The organism is Cellulomonas sp. zg-ZUI22 (genome assembly GCF_017353535.1).
In the GTDB taxonomy this organism is placed as follows: Bacteria; Actinomycetota; Actinomycetes; order Actinomycetales; family Cellulomonadaceae; genus Cellulomonas; species Cellulomonas wangleii.
In genome coordinates this window covers 585,247-599,586 of record NZ_JAFMUZ010000001.1, presented here as the reverse complement: position 1 = coordinate 599,586, position 14,340 = coordinate 585,247, and the positions used below count along the sequence as shown (strand labels likewise).

14 protein-coding genes are annotated in these 14,340 nt (G+C 73.8%); 6 read left to right on the top strand and 8 right to left on the bottom strand.

Annotated features, from left to right (window positions below; all coding sequences use genetic code 11):
• The first annotated feature begins 127 nt into the window (after window positions 1-127).
• Window positions 128-511, top strand: a complete 384-nt coding sequence (locus J1G43_RS02795; RefSeq protein WP_207377915.1) for a hypothetical protein — start codon at window positions 128-130, stop codon at window positions 509-511.
• Here the strand turns inward: J1G43_RS02795 and J1G43_RS02790 are convergent.
• Window positions 486-2,687 (bottom strand): MMPL family transporter, encoded by a 2,202-nt coding sequence (locus J1G43_RS02790; RefSeq protein WP_207377914.1) that lies wholly within the window; start codon window positions 2,685-2,687, stop codon window positions 486-488. The genes J1G43_RS02795 and J1G43_RS02790 overlap by 26 nt on opposite strands.
• Before the next feature lie 111 nt (window positions 2,688-2,798).
• Between J1G43_RS02790 and J1G43_RS02785 the strand changes: the two genes are divergently transcribed.
• From J1G43_RS02785 to J1G43_RS02775, 3 genes are all read left to right on the top strand, one after another.
• Window positions 2,799-3,527, top strand: a complete 729-nt coding sequence (locus tag J1G43_RS02785) for a response regulator transcription factor (protein ID WP_207377913.1) — start codon at window positions 2,799-2,801, stop codon at window positions 3,525-3,527.
• On the top strand, window positions 3,524-4,645 hold the full coding sequence (locus J1G43_RS02780; RefSeq protein WP_207369860.1) for a cell wall metabolism sensor histidine kinase WalK: 1,122 nt from the start codon (window positions 3,524-3,526) through the stop codon (window positions 4,643-4,645). Before J1G43_RS02785 ends, J1G43_RS02780 begins: the two co-directional genes overlap by 4 nt.
• Before the next feature lie 524 nt (window positions 4,646-5,169).
• Complete coding sequence (locus J1G43_RS02775) at window positions 5,170-6,423, top strand: arginine deiminase (RefSeq protein WP_207377912.1); 1,254 nt, start codon at window positions 5,170-5,172, stop codon at window positions 6,421-6,423.
• An 84-nt stretch (window positions 6,424-6,507) separates the two neighbouring features.
• Here J1G43_RS02775 and J1G43_RS02770 read toward each other — a convergent pair whose 3' ends face one another.
• From J1G43_RS02770 to J1G43_RS02755, 4 genes are all read right to left on the bottom strand, one after another.
• Window positions 6,508-7,392 carry a hypothetical protein gene (locus J1G43_RS02770; RefSeq protein ID WP_242635344.1) on the bottom strand — a complete coding sequence of 295 codons (885 nt, stop codon included), beginning with the start codon at window positions 7,390-7,392 and terminating at the stop codon, window positions 6,508-6,510.
• A gap of 73 nt (window positions 7,393-7,465) precedes the next feature.
• On the bottom strand, window positions 7,466-7,918 hold the full coding sequence (locus tag J1G43_RS02765; RefSeq protein WP_207377910.1) for a hypothetical protein: 453 nt from the start codon (window positions 7,916-7,918) through the stop codon (window positions 7,466-7,468).
• On the bottom strand, window positions 7,915-10,053 hold the full coding sequence (locus tag J1G43_RS02760; RefSeq protein WP_207377909.1) for a hypothetical protein: 2,139 nt from the start codon (window positions 10,051-10,053) through the stop codon (window positions 7,915-7,917). Before J1G43_RS02760 ends, J1G43_RS02765 begins: the two co-directional genes overlap by 4 nt.
• On the bottom strand, window positions 10,050-10,355 hold the full coding sequence (locus tag J1G43_RS02755; protein WP_207377908.1) for a hypothetical protein: 306 nt from the start codon (window positions 10,353-10,355) through the stop codon (window positions 10,050-10,052). The genes J1G43_RS02760 and J1G43_RS02755 overlap by 4 nt, the downstream gene beginning before the upstream one ends.
• 175 nt (window positions 10,356-10,530) lie before the next feature.
• Between J1G43_RS02755 and J1G43_RS02750 the strand changes: the two genes are divergently transcribed.
• Window positions 10,531-10,764, top strand: coding sequence for a hypothetical protein (locus J1G43_RS02750; protein ID WP_207377907.1), 234 nt, complete (start codon window positions 10,531-10,533; stop codon window positions 10,762-10,764).
• Window positions 10,761-11,159 (top strand): type II toxin-antitoxin system VapC family toxin, encoded by a 399-nt coding sequence (locus J1G43_RS02745; protein ID WP_207377906.1) that lies wholly within the window; start codon window positions 10,761-10,763, stop codon window positions 11,157-11,159. Before J1G43_RS02750 ends, J1G43_RS02745 begins: the two co-directional genes overlap by 4 nt.
• Window positions 11,160-11,210: 51 nt before the next feature.
• Here the strand turns inward: J1G43_RS02745 and J1G43_RS02740 are convergent, their stop codons facing one another.
• The 3 genes from J1G43_RS02740 to J1G43_RS02730 all read right to left on the bottom strand — a co-directional run bounded on the left by J1G43_RS02740 (window position 11,211) and on the right by J1G43_RS02730 (window position 14,318).
• Entirely contained in the window at window positions 11,211-11,387 is a 177-nt protein-coding gene (locus J1G43_RS02740; RefSeq protein ID WP_207369854.1) for a hypothetical protein, read from the bottom strand.
• A 110-nt stretch (window positions 11,388-11,497) separates the two neighbouring features.
• Window positions 11,498-13,426, bottom strand: a complete 1,929-nt coding sequence (locus J1G43_RS02735) for an FAD-dependent oxidoreductase (protein ID WP_307859456.1) — start codon at window positions 13,424-13,426, stop codon at window positions 11,498-11,500.
• Window positions 13,427-13,682: 256 nt separating this feature from the next.
• Window positions 13,683-14,318 (bottom strand): superoxide dismutase family protein, encoded by a 636-nt coding sequence (locus J1G43_RS02730; RefSeq protein ID WP_207369853.1) that lies wholly within the window; start codon window positions 14,316-14,318, stop codon window positions 13,683-13,685.
• Window positions 14,319-14,340: the final 22 nt, after the last annotated feature.

Here is a 14,340-nt window from a genome sequence, read left to right as displayed (position 1 = left end):
AGAGGGTCGGCGGGCTCGTCGGGGCTGGGCTCCGGCCGGTGTCGGAACGTCCGCGACAACTGGTGAGCGGCACGCGCCGCGCCCAGGGGTGGAGGGCCGTCACGGGTCTCGTGCTCGTGGCGGCGCCGTGACGGCCTGCTCGGCGGGCGAGCGGATCGAGCACACCGTCGTCGGCACCGTCGTCGGCAGCGAGCCGTGGGAGACGACGGTGACCCTCGACCCGGAGAAGGTCGCGGCGGGCTGGTCGGAGGCCGGCGGTGCGCCCGTCCCGCTGCCGCCCGGTGAGGTCGCGGTGCTGCTCTCCCCCGGCGGTGCGGTGCAGGCCCCGACGGTGTCGGCGGTGCGGGCGGAGGCGGACGGCTGGGTGCTCGACGTCACCGGCGAGCGGCTCGCCCCGGGGTGCGACGGCCCGGCGATGGTCCGGTCCGTGACGTTCCTGCTGCACGTGCGCGCCGATGCACCGCCGGAGCGGGCGCGCGTGGAGGTCACCGAGCACGAGGTGGGCTGCTGACGCGTTCCGCGACGGGTCCGGACGTGGTGGCCGTGGCCCGCGGCGCGAGCGGCGAGGGCTCGACGCGCAGCACCCGTGCCGCCCACACCGGCAGCCACCAGTTCCAGCGCCCCATCATCACGACGGTCGCGGGCACGAGCACCGACCGGACGACGGTCGCGTCGAGCAGGATCCCCAGGGCGATGCCGGACGCGAAGATCGCGACGTCGAGCTCGCCGCCGGACGCCATCGACGCGAAGGAGAAGAACAGGATGAGAGCCGCGTAGGTGACGAGCCTGCCGGTGCGGGCGACGCCGCGGACGACGGCCGCGCGGGTGTCACCGGTGCGGTCGTACTCCTCGCGGACGCGGGACAGGATGAACACCTCGTAGTCCATCGTCAGACCGAACAGGAACGCGAAGAGCGTGACGGGCACGAAGGTGCCGATCGCCCCGTCCGGCTGGATGCCGAGCACTGCCTGCGTGCCCCAGCCCCACTGCCAGACCAGCACCATCGCACCCAGCACGGCCGCGAAGGACATGAGGTTCATGACGATCGCCTTCAACGGCAGCAGCAGCGACCGGAACGCCCGCGCCAGCATGACGTAGCTGACGAGCGCGACGAGGACGAGCATCCACACGAACGTGCCGTACGTGATCTGCACGTAGCCGATCTGCTGGGTCGCGTTGCCTCCCACCATGGCACCTGGGGGCACCTGCGCGACGACGGCGTCGATCGTGGCCCGCCCGCCCGCGGTGGCGCTCTCCTCGACCGGCAGCACCGTGAGGACGGCGGAGCCGTCGGTGCGCCATGCGTCGGCGTCGGGCGCTGCGACCCCGTGGACCCCGGGCAGCGCGCGCAGGTCGTCGGCGAGCGCGTCGGGGTCGGTACCGGGCGGCACGTACACGTCGAACGACGCGACGACCCCCGACGGCAGGCCGGCGTCCCGGAGCGTGTCCAGGCCGTCGCGTCCCAGGCCGGACGCCGCGAGGTCGTCCGACGCGGGCACGTCGAGGTTGAGGTTCACGGCCACGGCACCGAGCGCCAGCATCACCGCGGTCGCGGCGGCGGCCGCGGGCCAGCGCAGCCGGACGACACCTTCGGCCCAGCGTGTCCACTGCCGGCTGCCGTCACGGTCGAGGCGGCTGGGCCGCACCGACGCCCCGTGCGTGCGACGTCCGACCCACGACAGCACGAGGGGCAGCATCGTGATGGACACGAGCGCGGACGTGGCGGTCACGATGGTGCCGCCGATGCCCAGGCTGCGCAGGAGCGGCACGGGCAGCACGATCATCGTGAGCAGTCCGATGGCCACGGCACCGGAGGAGAACGCCACGGCGTGGCCGGCGGTCCGCATCGCAGCGTGCACGGCCTCGTCGCCGACGGTCCCGCGCGCACGCTCCTCGCGCCACCGGGCCACGACGAGCAGGGCGTAGTCGATCGCGATCCCGATGCCGAGCAGCGGCAGCATGATGACGGTCGTCTCGTGGACGGTGACGAACGGGCTGACCGCTAGCAGGCCGATGTACGAGATCGGGACCGCGACGAACGCGGTGAGCAACGGCACCAGCGCCAGCAGCGACCGGAACGCCCACGCCAGCACCACGAGCGCGGCGAGCACGGTGATCGCGAGCTTCACGGGGACGTTCAGACCACCGGCGTCGGCACCCGTCGCGAGCGGGTCGAGGCCCGTGACCTGCAGCGTCGCACCGGCCGGCAGGGCGGGCGTCATGGCGTCGACGATCAGGTCCGTGAGCTGCCCGCCCTCGCCGAGCGCGCTGCCGGGCAGTCCGCCCCGCTCCACGGGCCCGCCGAGCACCAGGCCGAACGTCGTGCGCCCGTCGTCGCCGACGAACACGGGGTCGCCCGTGTCGGCCCAGGAGACGACGCGGGCCTCGGCGGCGGCACCGGCGGCGGCGAACGCGTCACCGAGGGCGTCGCGCACGCCGGGGTCGTCGACGTGCGCGCCGTCGGCCAGCGTGACGACCGGGACGAAGGGACGCTCGTAGCCACCCGTGCCGTAGGTGTCCACGATCTGCTGGTTGGCCTCGTACGCGGGCAGCCCCGGGTACTGGTTGGCCTCCGTCATGTTCGGGATCAGCAGCGCGATGGCACCCCCGCTGGCCACGAACAGCAGCACGAGGACCGTGCGCACCGCGCGCCGGTGACCCAGGACGTATCTCGAGAAGCGCTCCATGGCCCCAGGGCACCAGGGCGGTCTTCCGTGGGCGTGCGGGACTTCTGGGGAAAGCCTGAGAACCTCGGCCGACGGTCGCGCCCGGGGGACGGACCGGGGCAGACTGCCCAGGTGGTCACCGTCGCGCCCCGTGTCCTCGTCGTCGACGACGAGACGTTCCTCGCGGACTTCGTGGCCACCGCGCTGCGTTACGAGGGCTTCGTCACCCGGACGGCGGGCACCAGCGCGCAGGCGGTGGGGTGCGTGCGGACGTTCGACCCCGACCTCGTCGTGCTCGACGTCATGCTGCCCGACCGCTCGGGCCTCGAGACGTGCCGTGAGCTGCGCCGGCTCGGCGTCGACGCGCCCGTCGTCTTCCTCACCGCACGCGACACGCACGACGACCGCATCGCCGGGCTCACGGTGGGCGCCGACGACTACGTGACCAAGCCGTTCAGCCTCGACGAGCTCGTGCTGCGGGTGCGGGCGGTGCTGCGCCGCACGGGCGTCCAGACGCCCGAGGACGACGGCGACGTGCTGCGGTTCGCCGATCTGGAGGTCGACGTCGCGGCCCACGCGGCCCGCCGCCAGGGCGAGCTCATCGACCTGACGCCGACGGAGTTCAAGCTGTTGCGCTACCTCGCGGCGAACGCCGGGCGCGTGCTGTCCAAGCGGCAGATCCTCGACCACGTGTGGGAGTACGACTTCAACGGGAACGACGGCGTCGTGCAGACGTACGTGTCGTACCTGCGCCGCAAGGTGGACGCGTACTCCCCGGCGCTGATCCACACGATCCCGCGCGTGGGCTACGTCATGCGCACGCAGACGGGGTTCCCCCGACGTCGGGAACGCGCCCGGTGAGGTCGCTGCGGGCGCGGCTCACGGTGCTGGTGACCAGCCTGCTCGCCGTCGGCCTGCTGGCGGCGCTCGGCGGCACGCTCGCTGCCGTGAACGACTGGGGCGGCGACGCCGGGTCGCTGCCCCAGATGCAGCAGCGGGTCCGGGCGGCGGCGTTCACGTCGGCGGGCGTGGCCCTGGTCGCCGGCGCCCTGCTCTCGTGGCACGGGGTGCGGCGCGCGCTGCGGCCCCTGGACGACATCGCCCGCACGGCCGAGGAGATCGGCGACGAGCGCACCGACCGCAGGGTCGGTGTCCCTGACCAGCCCGCGGAGGTCGCGCGGTTGGCCGCGTCGCTGGACGCGATGATCGACCGGCTCGACCAGGCCCTGGACGCGCGCGCCCGCTCCGAGCAGCGCGTCCGGGACTTCGTCGCCGACGCGGCGCACGAGCTGCGCACCCCCGTCACGACGATCCGCGGGTACGCCGAGCTGTTCCGCCGCGGCGCCCGCGACGACCCGGCCGAGCTCGCGCGCGTCCTGGAGCGCATCGAGTCCGAGGCGGTCCGCACGGGCGACCTCGTCGACGACATGGTGCTGCTCGCGCGGCTCGACCAGCACCGCCGGCTCGAGCGCGACCACGTCGACCTGACGCTGCTGGCGCACGACGCCGTCCTCGACGCGCGCGCCGCCGACCCGGACCGGAAGGTCGTCGTCGACGAGACCGGGCCGGTGGTCGTCGTCGGCGACGAGCCGGCCCTGCGCCAGGTGCTGGCGAACCTGCTGACGAACGTCACGGCGCACACCCCGCCCGGCACGTGCGCGTCGGTGCGGGTGCGCGCTGCCGACGGGTGGGCGCACCTCCAGGTCGCCGACGACGGGCCGGGGCTGACGGCCGAGCAGCGCGCGCTCGTGTTCGAGCGCTTCTACCGTGCCGACCCGGGACGCTCCCGGGCCGACGGCGGCTCGGGCCTGGGTCTGGCGATCGTCGCGGCGATCGCGCACGCGCACGGCGGTGCCGTCGCGGCCGACGCGCCCGGCGGGGGTGGGAGCGGGACCGTGATGACGGTGACGCTGCCCGGACCGGGGACCGGCCCTCACCTGCACCGACCACCTGTTCCGTCCGGAACGTCCGACCTCTAGTGTGACGAGGGTCGAGCTGCGTCCCGACGTGGGGGCGCGGGCCTGGGGGGCGCGGTGAGCGGACCGGTGGGGGAACCCGCCCGAGCACCCACGCCCACCGATGCCCAGGTCTCCCGCGACGCCCCGGCGACGATGAGCGTGCCGACCCTGGCCGCCATGGTCGTCGGCAGCATGGTCGGCGCCGGGGTGTTCTCGCTCCCGCCCGGTTCGGGGTCGCCACGGCGTCGACCCGCGGACGCAGCGCCGGCACGCGGTCGTCGCGGGCGCCGCCACCGGGTACACGCTGTTCCTGTTCGTGGCGGCGGGCCTGGAGTTCCTGCTGCTGTCGACGCTGGTCCTCGCGCCGCTGACCCTGCTCTCCGTGAAGCCCGCAGCGAGCACGGCCGACGCCTGTTCACCCCGACCGAGGCGGTGCTGTGCGGGGTGGTCGTGCTCGGCGCCGTCATCGCGGTGCTCGGCCTGGGCACGGGCAGGATCGAGCTGTGACTGCGGCGTGGGCCACGCCACCCGACGGAAGGACGAGCATGACCGCGAACGTCTCGGCAGGCTACGGCGTCCACTCGGAGGTCGGACGCCTCCGCAAGGTCATGGTGTGCCGCCCCGGGCTCGCGCACCGGCGTCTGACCCCGACCAACAGCGACGAGCTGCTGTTCGACGACGTCCTGTGGGTGGAGAACGCGCAGCGGGACCACGCCGGCTTCGTCGACGAGCTGACCACGCGGGGTGTCGAGGTGGCCGAACTGCACGACGTGCTCGCGCAGACCCTGCAGGTGCCGGGCGCGCGCGACTGGCTGCTGGACCGCAAGATCGTCCCCGACCGCGTCGGGCTGGGGCTGGTCGACGCCACACGGGCGTACCTGGAGTCCCTGTCGGCCACGCGGCTCGCGGAGCTGCTGATCGGCGGCCTCGCGACCATCGACCTGCCTGCCGAGCACCGCCCGCCGGCGATCGGCCTGGCCCGCGAGTCCACCGGCGCGCGCGAGTACCTGATGCCGCCGCTGCCCAACACCCTCTACACCCGCGACACCACCTGCTGGCTGTACGGCGGGCTCACGCTCAACCCGCTGTACTTCCCGGCGCGGCGCGACGAGACCCTCATCTACCAGGCGATCTACCGGCACCACCCGGACTACGTGGGCTCGCGCGTCTGGTGGGGCGACCCCGGCAGGGACTGGGGGCAGGCGACGTTCGAGGGCGGCGACATCATGCCCGTCGGCGACGGCGTGGTCCTCATGGGCATGAGCGAGCGGACGTCACGGCAGGCGATCACACAGGTCGCGGCCGCGCTGTTCGCGCAGGGTGCCGCCACCCGCGTGGTGGTGGCCGGCATGCCGAAGCTGCGCGCGGCCATGCACCTCGACACCGTCTTCACCTTCGTCGACCGGGACGTCGTCACGCTCTACCCGACCATCATGGACGCGGTCCACGCGTTTACCCTGCTGCCGTCCGACCGGGCGCCCGGGTTCGACGTCGTCGACGAGGGCTCGGCCGCGTTCACCGACGTCGTGGCCCGCGCCATGGGCCTGGACCGTCTGCGGACCATCGACACCGGCGGCGACGTGTACGAGTCGGAGCGTCAGCAGTGGGACTCCGGCAACAACGCCCTCGCGCTCGAGCCGGGTGTGGTGTTCACCTACGACCGCAACACGCTGACCAACGCGCTGCTGGAGCGGGCGGGCATCGAGGTCGTCACGATCGTCGGCGCCGAGCTGGGCCGCGGCCGCGGCGGCGGGCACTGCATGACGTGCCCGATCATCCGGGACCCGATCACCTGGTGACTCTCGAACCACCGTGCCCGTCGACGCGCGACGGGACACCTCATCGTGAGACGGGTCGCGCTCCTGGATCACCAGGGGTCGTCGTCACCGTGAGGCCCAGCCCGCCGGGACGAGCTGGGAGGTGACGACGTCGGTGAGGGCCCCGGGTGCGACGGTGGCCTCGTACAGCGCGGCCTCGACCTTGTCCATGCGCAGCCCTTCGGCGAGGTCGGCGTCGTGCGTGGTCGCGCACACGCGGACCAGGGGTCGCCCACGGTCCGTGAACTCGTCGACCACGCGGACGTCCAGCCCGTTCCACCGCGCCTCGACGTACAGCTCGAACAGCTCCTCGACGTCGCCGCGCGGGACGTCCCGACGGAAGCGTCCCGCGGCCGTGCGCTCGAAGCCGTCGAGCGGCTCAGCGGCGGCGAGGACGACGCGGTCGCCCAGCACGTCGGCGGGATGCACGTTCCCGTTCCACCGGGCCAGGGGGCCGACGTGCAACGGCAGGAGCCCGAACGCGACCGCGCGGTCCTCGGTCACCCACCCGTGCGCGACGTCCACGTACGTGGCGAGCAGCACGCTGGAGCCGTCGGCGCCGACGCGCACCAGCTGCGCACCCGCCGGTACCCGCGAGTGCACGAACCAGTAGAGCGGGACGACGTGGTCGGGAACGCCCACGAAGCCCGTGCCTGTGAACGGCGGGCGGTCGAGGAACGGGCCGCCTGTCCGCTCGCGCGTGCGACGGTCCGGGCCACCGACGGCGTCCTCGAACCGGAGCTGAGCCGTGGCGTCGAACCTCAGCACGTCGACGTGCGGGCTGTCCGGCCCGTACGGCGATCCGGGGTACGTCAGGCCGTGCGCCCGGACCAGGTCGGCGGCGGTGCTCGCCCACGTCACGGTCTGCGCGGGGACCGCGAATCCCCCCGTGCGCTCGTACCCCGCGGCGAGGTACGCGTCGCTCAGCTGCGGCGTCAACGCCTTCTGCATCAGCGTCACCCGACGCTCACCTCCAGGTCGTGGTCATGCCTGTGCGACGGCGGATCCGCCGCACCACCGTTCCTCAGGAGACCCGCCTGCCCGGCAGGTCGACGTCCCGGCGCACGCTGCGCACGTCGGTCAGCTGGTCACCGGGGACCCACCCGTCGGACATCAGGTCGTACCGCCGGTAGTTCAGGTACGGCGGTTCGCCCGCGGGCTCCTCGTACCGGCCGAACGGGGACCGCTCCTGGACGTGCGTCATGTGCGTCACCCATGCCTGACCGGTCTCCTCGTCCCACTCATCGACCTGCACGACCCACCCACCGGGTGCGCGTGCCCACACCTCGATCTCATAGGCCTCGTCGACCTCGTCCCACTCGGCGTCCCGCCACCACCCGAACCGTTCGTGCCGCGTGAAGCCCTCGGGGCGCGGCTGGTCACCCGGCACGACCAACCCGACACCACTGCCGCGTCCGGTCGAGTACCGGGCGCTGTAGAGAACTCCGTCCACGACGGCGAACTTTCCGACGATCACGGCTGCTCCCTCACCTGGATCCATTGCTTGTCGTCGAACCTCGCCACGAGCTCCTCAGTCCCGTCCGGCCGGGTCACCCACATCTCCGCCCCGTCAGGCAGCCCGTGACGGTCCGCGTACGCCCACTCCGGCGTGTAGTCCGGACCGTCGCCGGACCACCCGTTCCCGCGGTAGGGATCCTCCCAGCCCAGCGCCCACTCCAGGTGCTCCATCTCCTCCGGCCCGAGCCCTCGTTCGGTCGCCAACGCCTTCCATGCCGCAGCCCGCGCGTCCGCGTCCGGCACCGACGCGATCTGCTCGAAGCGCGACGCCGAGATCCCGTCCGTGGCCGGCAGGTACTGCGCCTGGTCGACGAGGTCGAGCGGCCCGTTCGGGGTGCCCGGGGCGACCATGGAGCCGTCGACCCGGATGTCGTCCGCCTGGTAGCGGACGGTGAACATCGACTCGTCGGGCGCGAAGTCGCTCCGCTCGTAGTTGAGCCCGAGCTTGCGGTACAGCGCAGCCGTGTCCATCCCCGTGACGTCGGCGGCCCGCGAGACGTACCCGCCGACGCTCGTGAGCGCGAACCTCGACGCGTTGCCCGCTGCCGCCTTCTGCGCCACCCGCAGCACGGTGACGTCGTCGGCGACCTGACCGAACCGCGCCGGTCCGAGGGCGTTGGCGACCTGGTCCGGCGGCACGACCTTCTGGATCGCGTCGTCCGGCCGGATCGTCGGCATCGCCCGGCGGATCGCCAGCACCTCGCGCAGCGTGGCGGCCGAGAGCTGGTGCACCGGCCGCGCGACCAGCGAGGTGAACTGCGCCCGCGTCCAGCCGCGGTCCCGCAGCTCGACGTCCAGCGCGTCGTCCCACCGCGCCTGGTCGGCCACCTCCGCCGCGCCGAATCGGATCTCGTGCACCGCACCGCTCGGGTCGACCGCCTTGCGGACCGCACGAGCCGGATCCAGGTCACGCGCCGCCGACGCACCGAGGCCCGGCTCGGATGGGGCGCCGTCGGCGGCGTCTGCCGGAACTCGGCCCGTCCGATCAGTGTCGGCACCATGCGGCGTCACCTCGGGAGCCGACGGCCGCGGGCGGAAGAACCGTTCCAGCGCGTCGTCGATGCGCCCGGTCCACGACGCCGGCAGACGCGTCCACGTCTTCTGCACGATCTTGCCCAGCGCACCTGCCCCGACCAGCGACGTCACGGCGAATGCGAGCTCGACCGAACCCCGCTGCACGAGCTCCTGCCCGTCGATGCTGCCCTCGCCCCAGTCCGCAGCCACGTCCAGGAGGTCCCCGACCGCGACGAGGGTGAACCCGACGCCCAGGACCTTGAGCCCGGCGGTGAGCCCGGCGACGGCCCCTGCGCCACCGACCGGTACCGCCCCGACCCCGAAGCCGAAGACCGCACCGATCGCGGCCCCGCCCATCGCGCCGATGACCGTCAGCCCGACGGTGAGCACGGCACCGATACCGACGACCACCCACCCGACGACGCGGCACACGTCGGCCAGCACCCGGAACATCGCCACGTGCCGGCCGATGAGCTCACGTACCCCGGCCAGGTTCTCGTCGACCCACGTACCCAGGTCGGCCGTGGTCGACTGCCACCACTCGCCGATCGACGCACCCGCCTCGCCGACCGCGTCCCCCGCCTCGACCGCTCGCTGCGCGAGCCAGTCCACGCCCTGGTCGACCGCGTCGCTCACGCCATCCCACGTGCCGGCGAGCCAGTCCCCGATCCCGCGGGACTCGACCGTGGCGTGCGCGTCAGCCTGCTGAGCCTCGACGGGGGCGGGCATCCACGACAGCATCGTCGTCCCGTCATCGAGCGCCGAGCTGGTGAACGGGTCGACCACCGGGGACGGGTGCGGGGCGTCGACCACAGGGAACGGAGCGCCGAGCGCCCCGCCGTACCAGGTGTCGGCCAGGGCACGCGCCCGGCCGAGGTGGGTGTCGACGACCGGCAGCACGTTCTCGTCGAGCCGGTGGGCCACGTCGACCGCGTCGTCCAGCCCTCGGGTCGGCACGCCGAGCGCGAGCATCCGCGAGCGCAAGGGTGCGACACGGTCCAGCACGGCCTGACTCGTCGTCGCCACGTCCGCCCGGACGCACGCCATGGCCTCCGGGCACACCTCGACCAGTCGGCTCATCGCGCGCCCACGTCGCCCCTGGCGCTCTCGCGCGCGCCGCGCAGGGTGCGCTCCGCGTGAGCCAGCTCGTCCCGCACCGCCTGCAGGGCAGCGTCCAGGGCGCGGGGGAGGCGCTGGGCCGCGGGGGCCAGCTCCTCGTGGTGGAGCCGGTCGGCCGCGGATCCCGTCCATGACCCCGGCGCGCCGACGGCACCGGCCGGACGCGCGAGGCCCGGTACGTCCTCGCAGGCCGCACTCAGGTCCTGCAGCAGCCGGCGCAGCTCGTCGACCCTGCCCTGCGCACGGGCCACCGGATCGACCACCGCACCTCCCGACCAAACCCGCCCAACCCGGACACGCACGGTACCGGTTCACGGCCCCTCGCAGACCCCGTCGTCCACAGGTTCATCCCGGTGGCCGACACGGCTCGGTGGGCCCACGGCGATGGCGCGCGCCCGGGCGCATGCGTTCTGCATGCAGTCGCAGTAGATTGACGGCATGAGCGTCTCACTCACCGTCCGCGACGTCCCCGACGAGGTCCGTGACGAACTGGCGGCGCGTGCCGCGCGCAGCGGCCGGTCCCTGCAGGAGTACCTGCGGGCGACGCTCACCGACCTCGCCTCCCGCCCGACCTCCTCCGACGCCGCCGCACAGGCCCGAGGGCGCGCCGCGTCGTACCCGCCGGTCGATGCGCAGGAGATCCTCGACGACCTCGACGCGGGCCGGCGGTGACCGACCTCCTCGTGGTCGACGCGTCCGCGGTGCTCGCGACGCTGATCGACCCCGGCGAGCGTGGCGACCACGCCGCCGCAGTCATGGCCCGCTCACAGCTCGCCGCGCCCGACCTGCTGGGCTACGAGGTGCTGAACGTGCTGCGCCGACGTCGCGCCGCCGGCCGCCTCACCGAGAACCAGGCGACGCTCGCCGTGCGCACCTGGTCCGAGCTGCCCGTCGACCTGTGGCCGCTCGCTGCGCTGCAGCCCGACGTGTGGCGGCTGGCGCACAACCTCTCCACGTACGACGCGGCCTACGTCGCGCTCGCCACCCACCTGGACGCACCGCTGCTCACGGGCGACCGCCGCATCGCCGCCGCTCCGGGCGTGACCTGCGAGGTCGTCACCGTGTGAGCGAGGTCGACCCTCCTCGGGGGCCGGCTGGGTGCCGGCGCCCCCGCGGCGTCAGGGGGTCGGGTCGTCGCCCGTCGGGTCGGACGGGTACAGCCGACGCGTGCCGGTGTCCTGCGTGTCGCCGATCTCCGGCTGGGTGTCCGGGCCGGTGGCGCCGGGCAGCGGCTGGTTCTCCGGGTCCTGCGCCTCGGGGCGCTGGGACGCGGGGTGGACGGTGTCCTCGCTCATGGCACCACCCTGACCCGGGCACCCACGGCCCGCCACCGGTGACGACGGAACCGCCCGCCGCCCACCCCTCACGGGCGGACGACGGGCGGCTCGCGTCGGGACCGGACGGGTCAGACCGCCGCGCCGGCGAGGTAGCCGGCGTTGATCGCCTCGCCCACCTTCGCGGGCGTCACGCAGTCACCGACGGTCCGCACGGTGCGCCCGGCGGCGGTGAGCTGGTCGGCCAGCGTCGTCTCCGGCAGCACGCCGAACGCGGTGACGACCGTGTCGGCCGCCACCCACACGTCGGTGCCGTCGGCCGTGCGCAGCTGCACGCCGTCCTCGTCGACCGCGACGACCGTGTGACCCGTGAGCAGCCGGACGCCGGCGGTGGCCAGGTCGCGCAGCAGCGTCATGCGGTTGATGAGGATGAGGTCGCGCGCGATCTCGTCGGTCGCCTCGACGACCGTCACGTCGCGCCCGCCCTGGGCGAGCTCGAGCGCGAGGTCCGCACCCGACAGGCCGCCGCCCGCGACGACGACGCGCTGCCCCAGCGGCGCCCCCTCGTGGGCGTCGATCACGCCGACGACGGTCGGGCCGTCGATGCCGGGGATCGACGCCGGGACGAGCGGGCGCGAGCCCGTCGCCAGGATGATCTCGTCGGCGTCGGCGAGCTCCGGGGAGTCCGCCGTGATCTCGTGACCGAGGTGCACGGTGACGGGCAGGCGGGCGATCTGCCGCTCCCACCAGCCGATCATCGCGTGCAGCTCCTTCTTGAAGTCGGGAGTCGCCGCGGGCCGCAGCACCCCGCCGAGGCGGGTGTCCCGCTCGTACAGGTCGACGCGGTGGCCGCGCTCGCCGGCGACCCGGGCGGCCTCCAGCCCGGCGGGCCCGCCCCCGACGACGACCACGTGCCGGGGCGTCCCGACGGGCGTCAGGACGCGCTCGCGCTCGAACCCGACCTGGGCGTTCACGGCGCAGCCCAGGGGCAGCGCGAAGAACGCGTTGCCGACGCACATGGCGTTGCAGCGGATGCACGGACGGATGTCCTCGCGGCGTCCCTCGGCGAGCTTCGCGCACCACTCCGGGTCGGCGATGAGGCCACGACCCACGCCCGCGATGTCGGCGTCGCCCGCGGCGAGCACCTTCTCGGCGGTGTCGGGGTCGAGGTTGCCGCAGGCCACGACGGGGATGTCGACGACCTCCTTGAGCGCCTTCGCGGCCGGGACCATGCAGCCGTCGCCCAGGTAGTACGGCGGGAAGACGTAGTCCATCGCCTCGTACGAGCCGTCGTCGGCGAGGATGAAGTCGAGGCCCGCGGCCGCCAGGATCACGGCGACCTGCTGCGACTCGGCGGGCGTGCGACCGCCGGGGAACCGGTGGTCCACCGACAGCCGGAAGCTCACCGGCAGGCCCGGCGCGGCGGCCTTGACCGCCTGGATGATCTCGACCGCGAACCGGCAGCGGTTCTCGACCGAGCCGCCGTAGGAGTCGGTGCGGCGGTTCCACGCGGGCGTGAGGAACTGGTCGATGAGGTACCCGGTGTGCCCGTGGATGTCGATCGCGTCGATGCCGGCATCGGCGGCGCGCGCGGCGGCCTCGCCGAACCGGCGCACGATCGTCGCGATCTCGTCGACCTCCAGCGGGCGGCACAGCACGTCAGGGTTCGCGTAGTGCGGGTTGTCCGACGCGGAGATGGGCGCGCGCTCCGGGTCGACGTTGTTGATGTTGCGACCCAGGCCGGCGGTGAGCTGCAGCGAGACGCGCCCGCCGACGCCGTGGATCGACTCCGCGAGCGCGGTCAGCCCGGGTACGGAGTCGTCGGTGTCGACGCGGCACAGACCGGGGTTGATCTGCTCGTAGTCCTGCGACACGGCGGCGATGCCGGTCATGACCAGGCCGACGCCACCGGCGGCGCGGGCCGTGTAGTACGCGATCTCGCGCTCCGTGAACAGACCCTCGTGCGTGCCCATCTCGGTGCCCATGGGGAGCATCACGACGTGGTTGGGCAGCCGCAGCGAACCGAGGGTCACGGGTGCGAGGAGGTGGGGGTAGGGCACGGGGACGTCCTTGTCGCTCGACGGCAGGTGCCGGGGCTGCCGGCCGCCCGATCGTCTGCCTGCGGGAACGCGCGCCCGCGGGACCCACGTCCCGAGGCCGACATCCGGGCCCCGCTGCGCCTCACGCGTGCCCCGAACGGGTGACCGGCGACGGGGTGCCGACGTGCCCACGGCAACGCCGGGGCACGTCGGCACCCTCACGGTCCGGCGGCGGCCGGGCAGCGGACGGTCGTCGGCGCTGCCCGGTGTGCGTCGATCAGCCTCCGCTGATCACGCCGCACGCGATCCGGTCGCCCGCGTCCCCCGTCGTGAGCGTGTCCTCGTCCGGCCCCTCGGGCGCGTACCGCTCGGGGACGTGCGCGGTGTTGTCGCGGCCGGCGTGGATCATGACGGCCGTGCCGTCCTCGTCCTGCAGGTCGGCCATGGTCACCGCGTCGGTGCGGACCGTCAGGCGCGCGGCGCCGGTGGAGTCGACGAGCAGCGACGGCAGGTCACCGGCGTGCTCGCCGTGGTCACCCGCGTCGGCGCCCAGGTGACCACCCGCGGACAGGAAGTCGCCCGTCTTCGCCGGGTCGTTCGGGTCCGGGCTGTCGACCTCGCACTCCCCGACCGTGTGCAGGTGGAACCCGTGGAACCCGGGCTCCAGGCCGCTCACCGCGACCTCGACCTCCACACCGCCGTCCTCCTCCTCGAGCCACACCGTGCCGACCTGGGCGTTGCCGGCGTCGAACACGGTCACCTCGACCTCGTCGTCGTCCGGCGTGCTCGCCGGCGTCGTGGCGTCCGTCTGGTTGCTGACCGGGGCGTCCTCGTCCTCGCCGGCCGCGCTGCACGCGGTCAGTGCCGCGGCCGCGGCGACGGCGACGACGGTCGTCCGGAGCGTTCCTCGCATCGTCTCCCCCTCCATCGGTGCT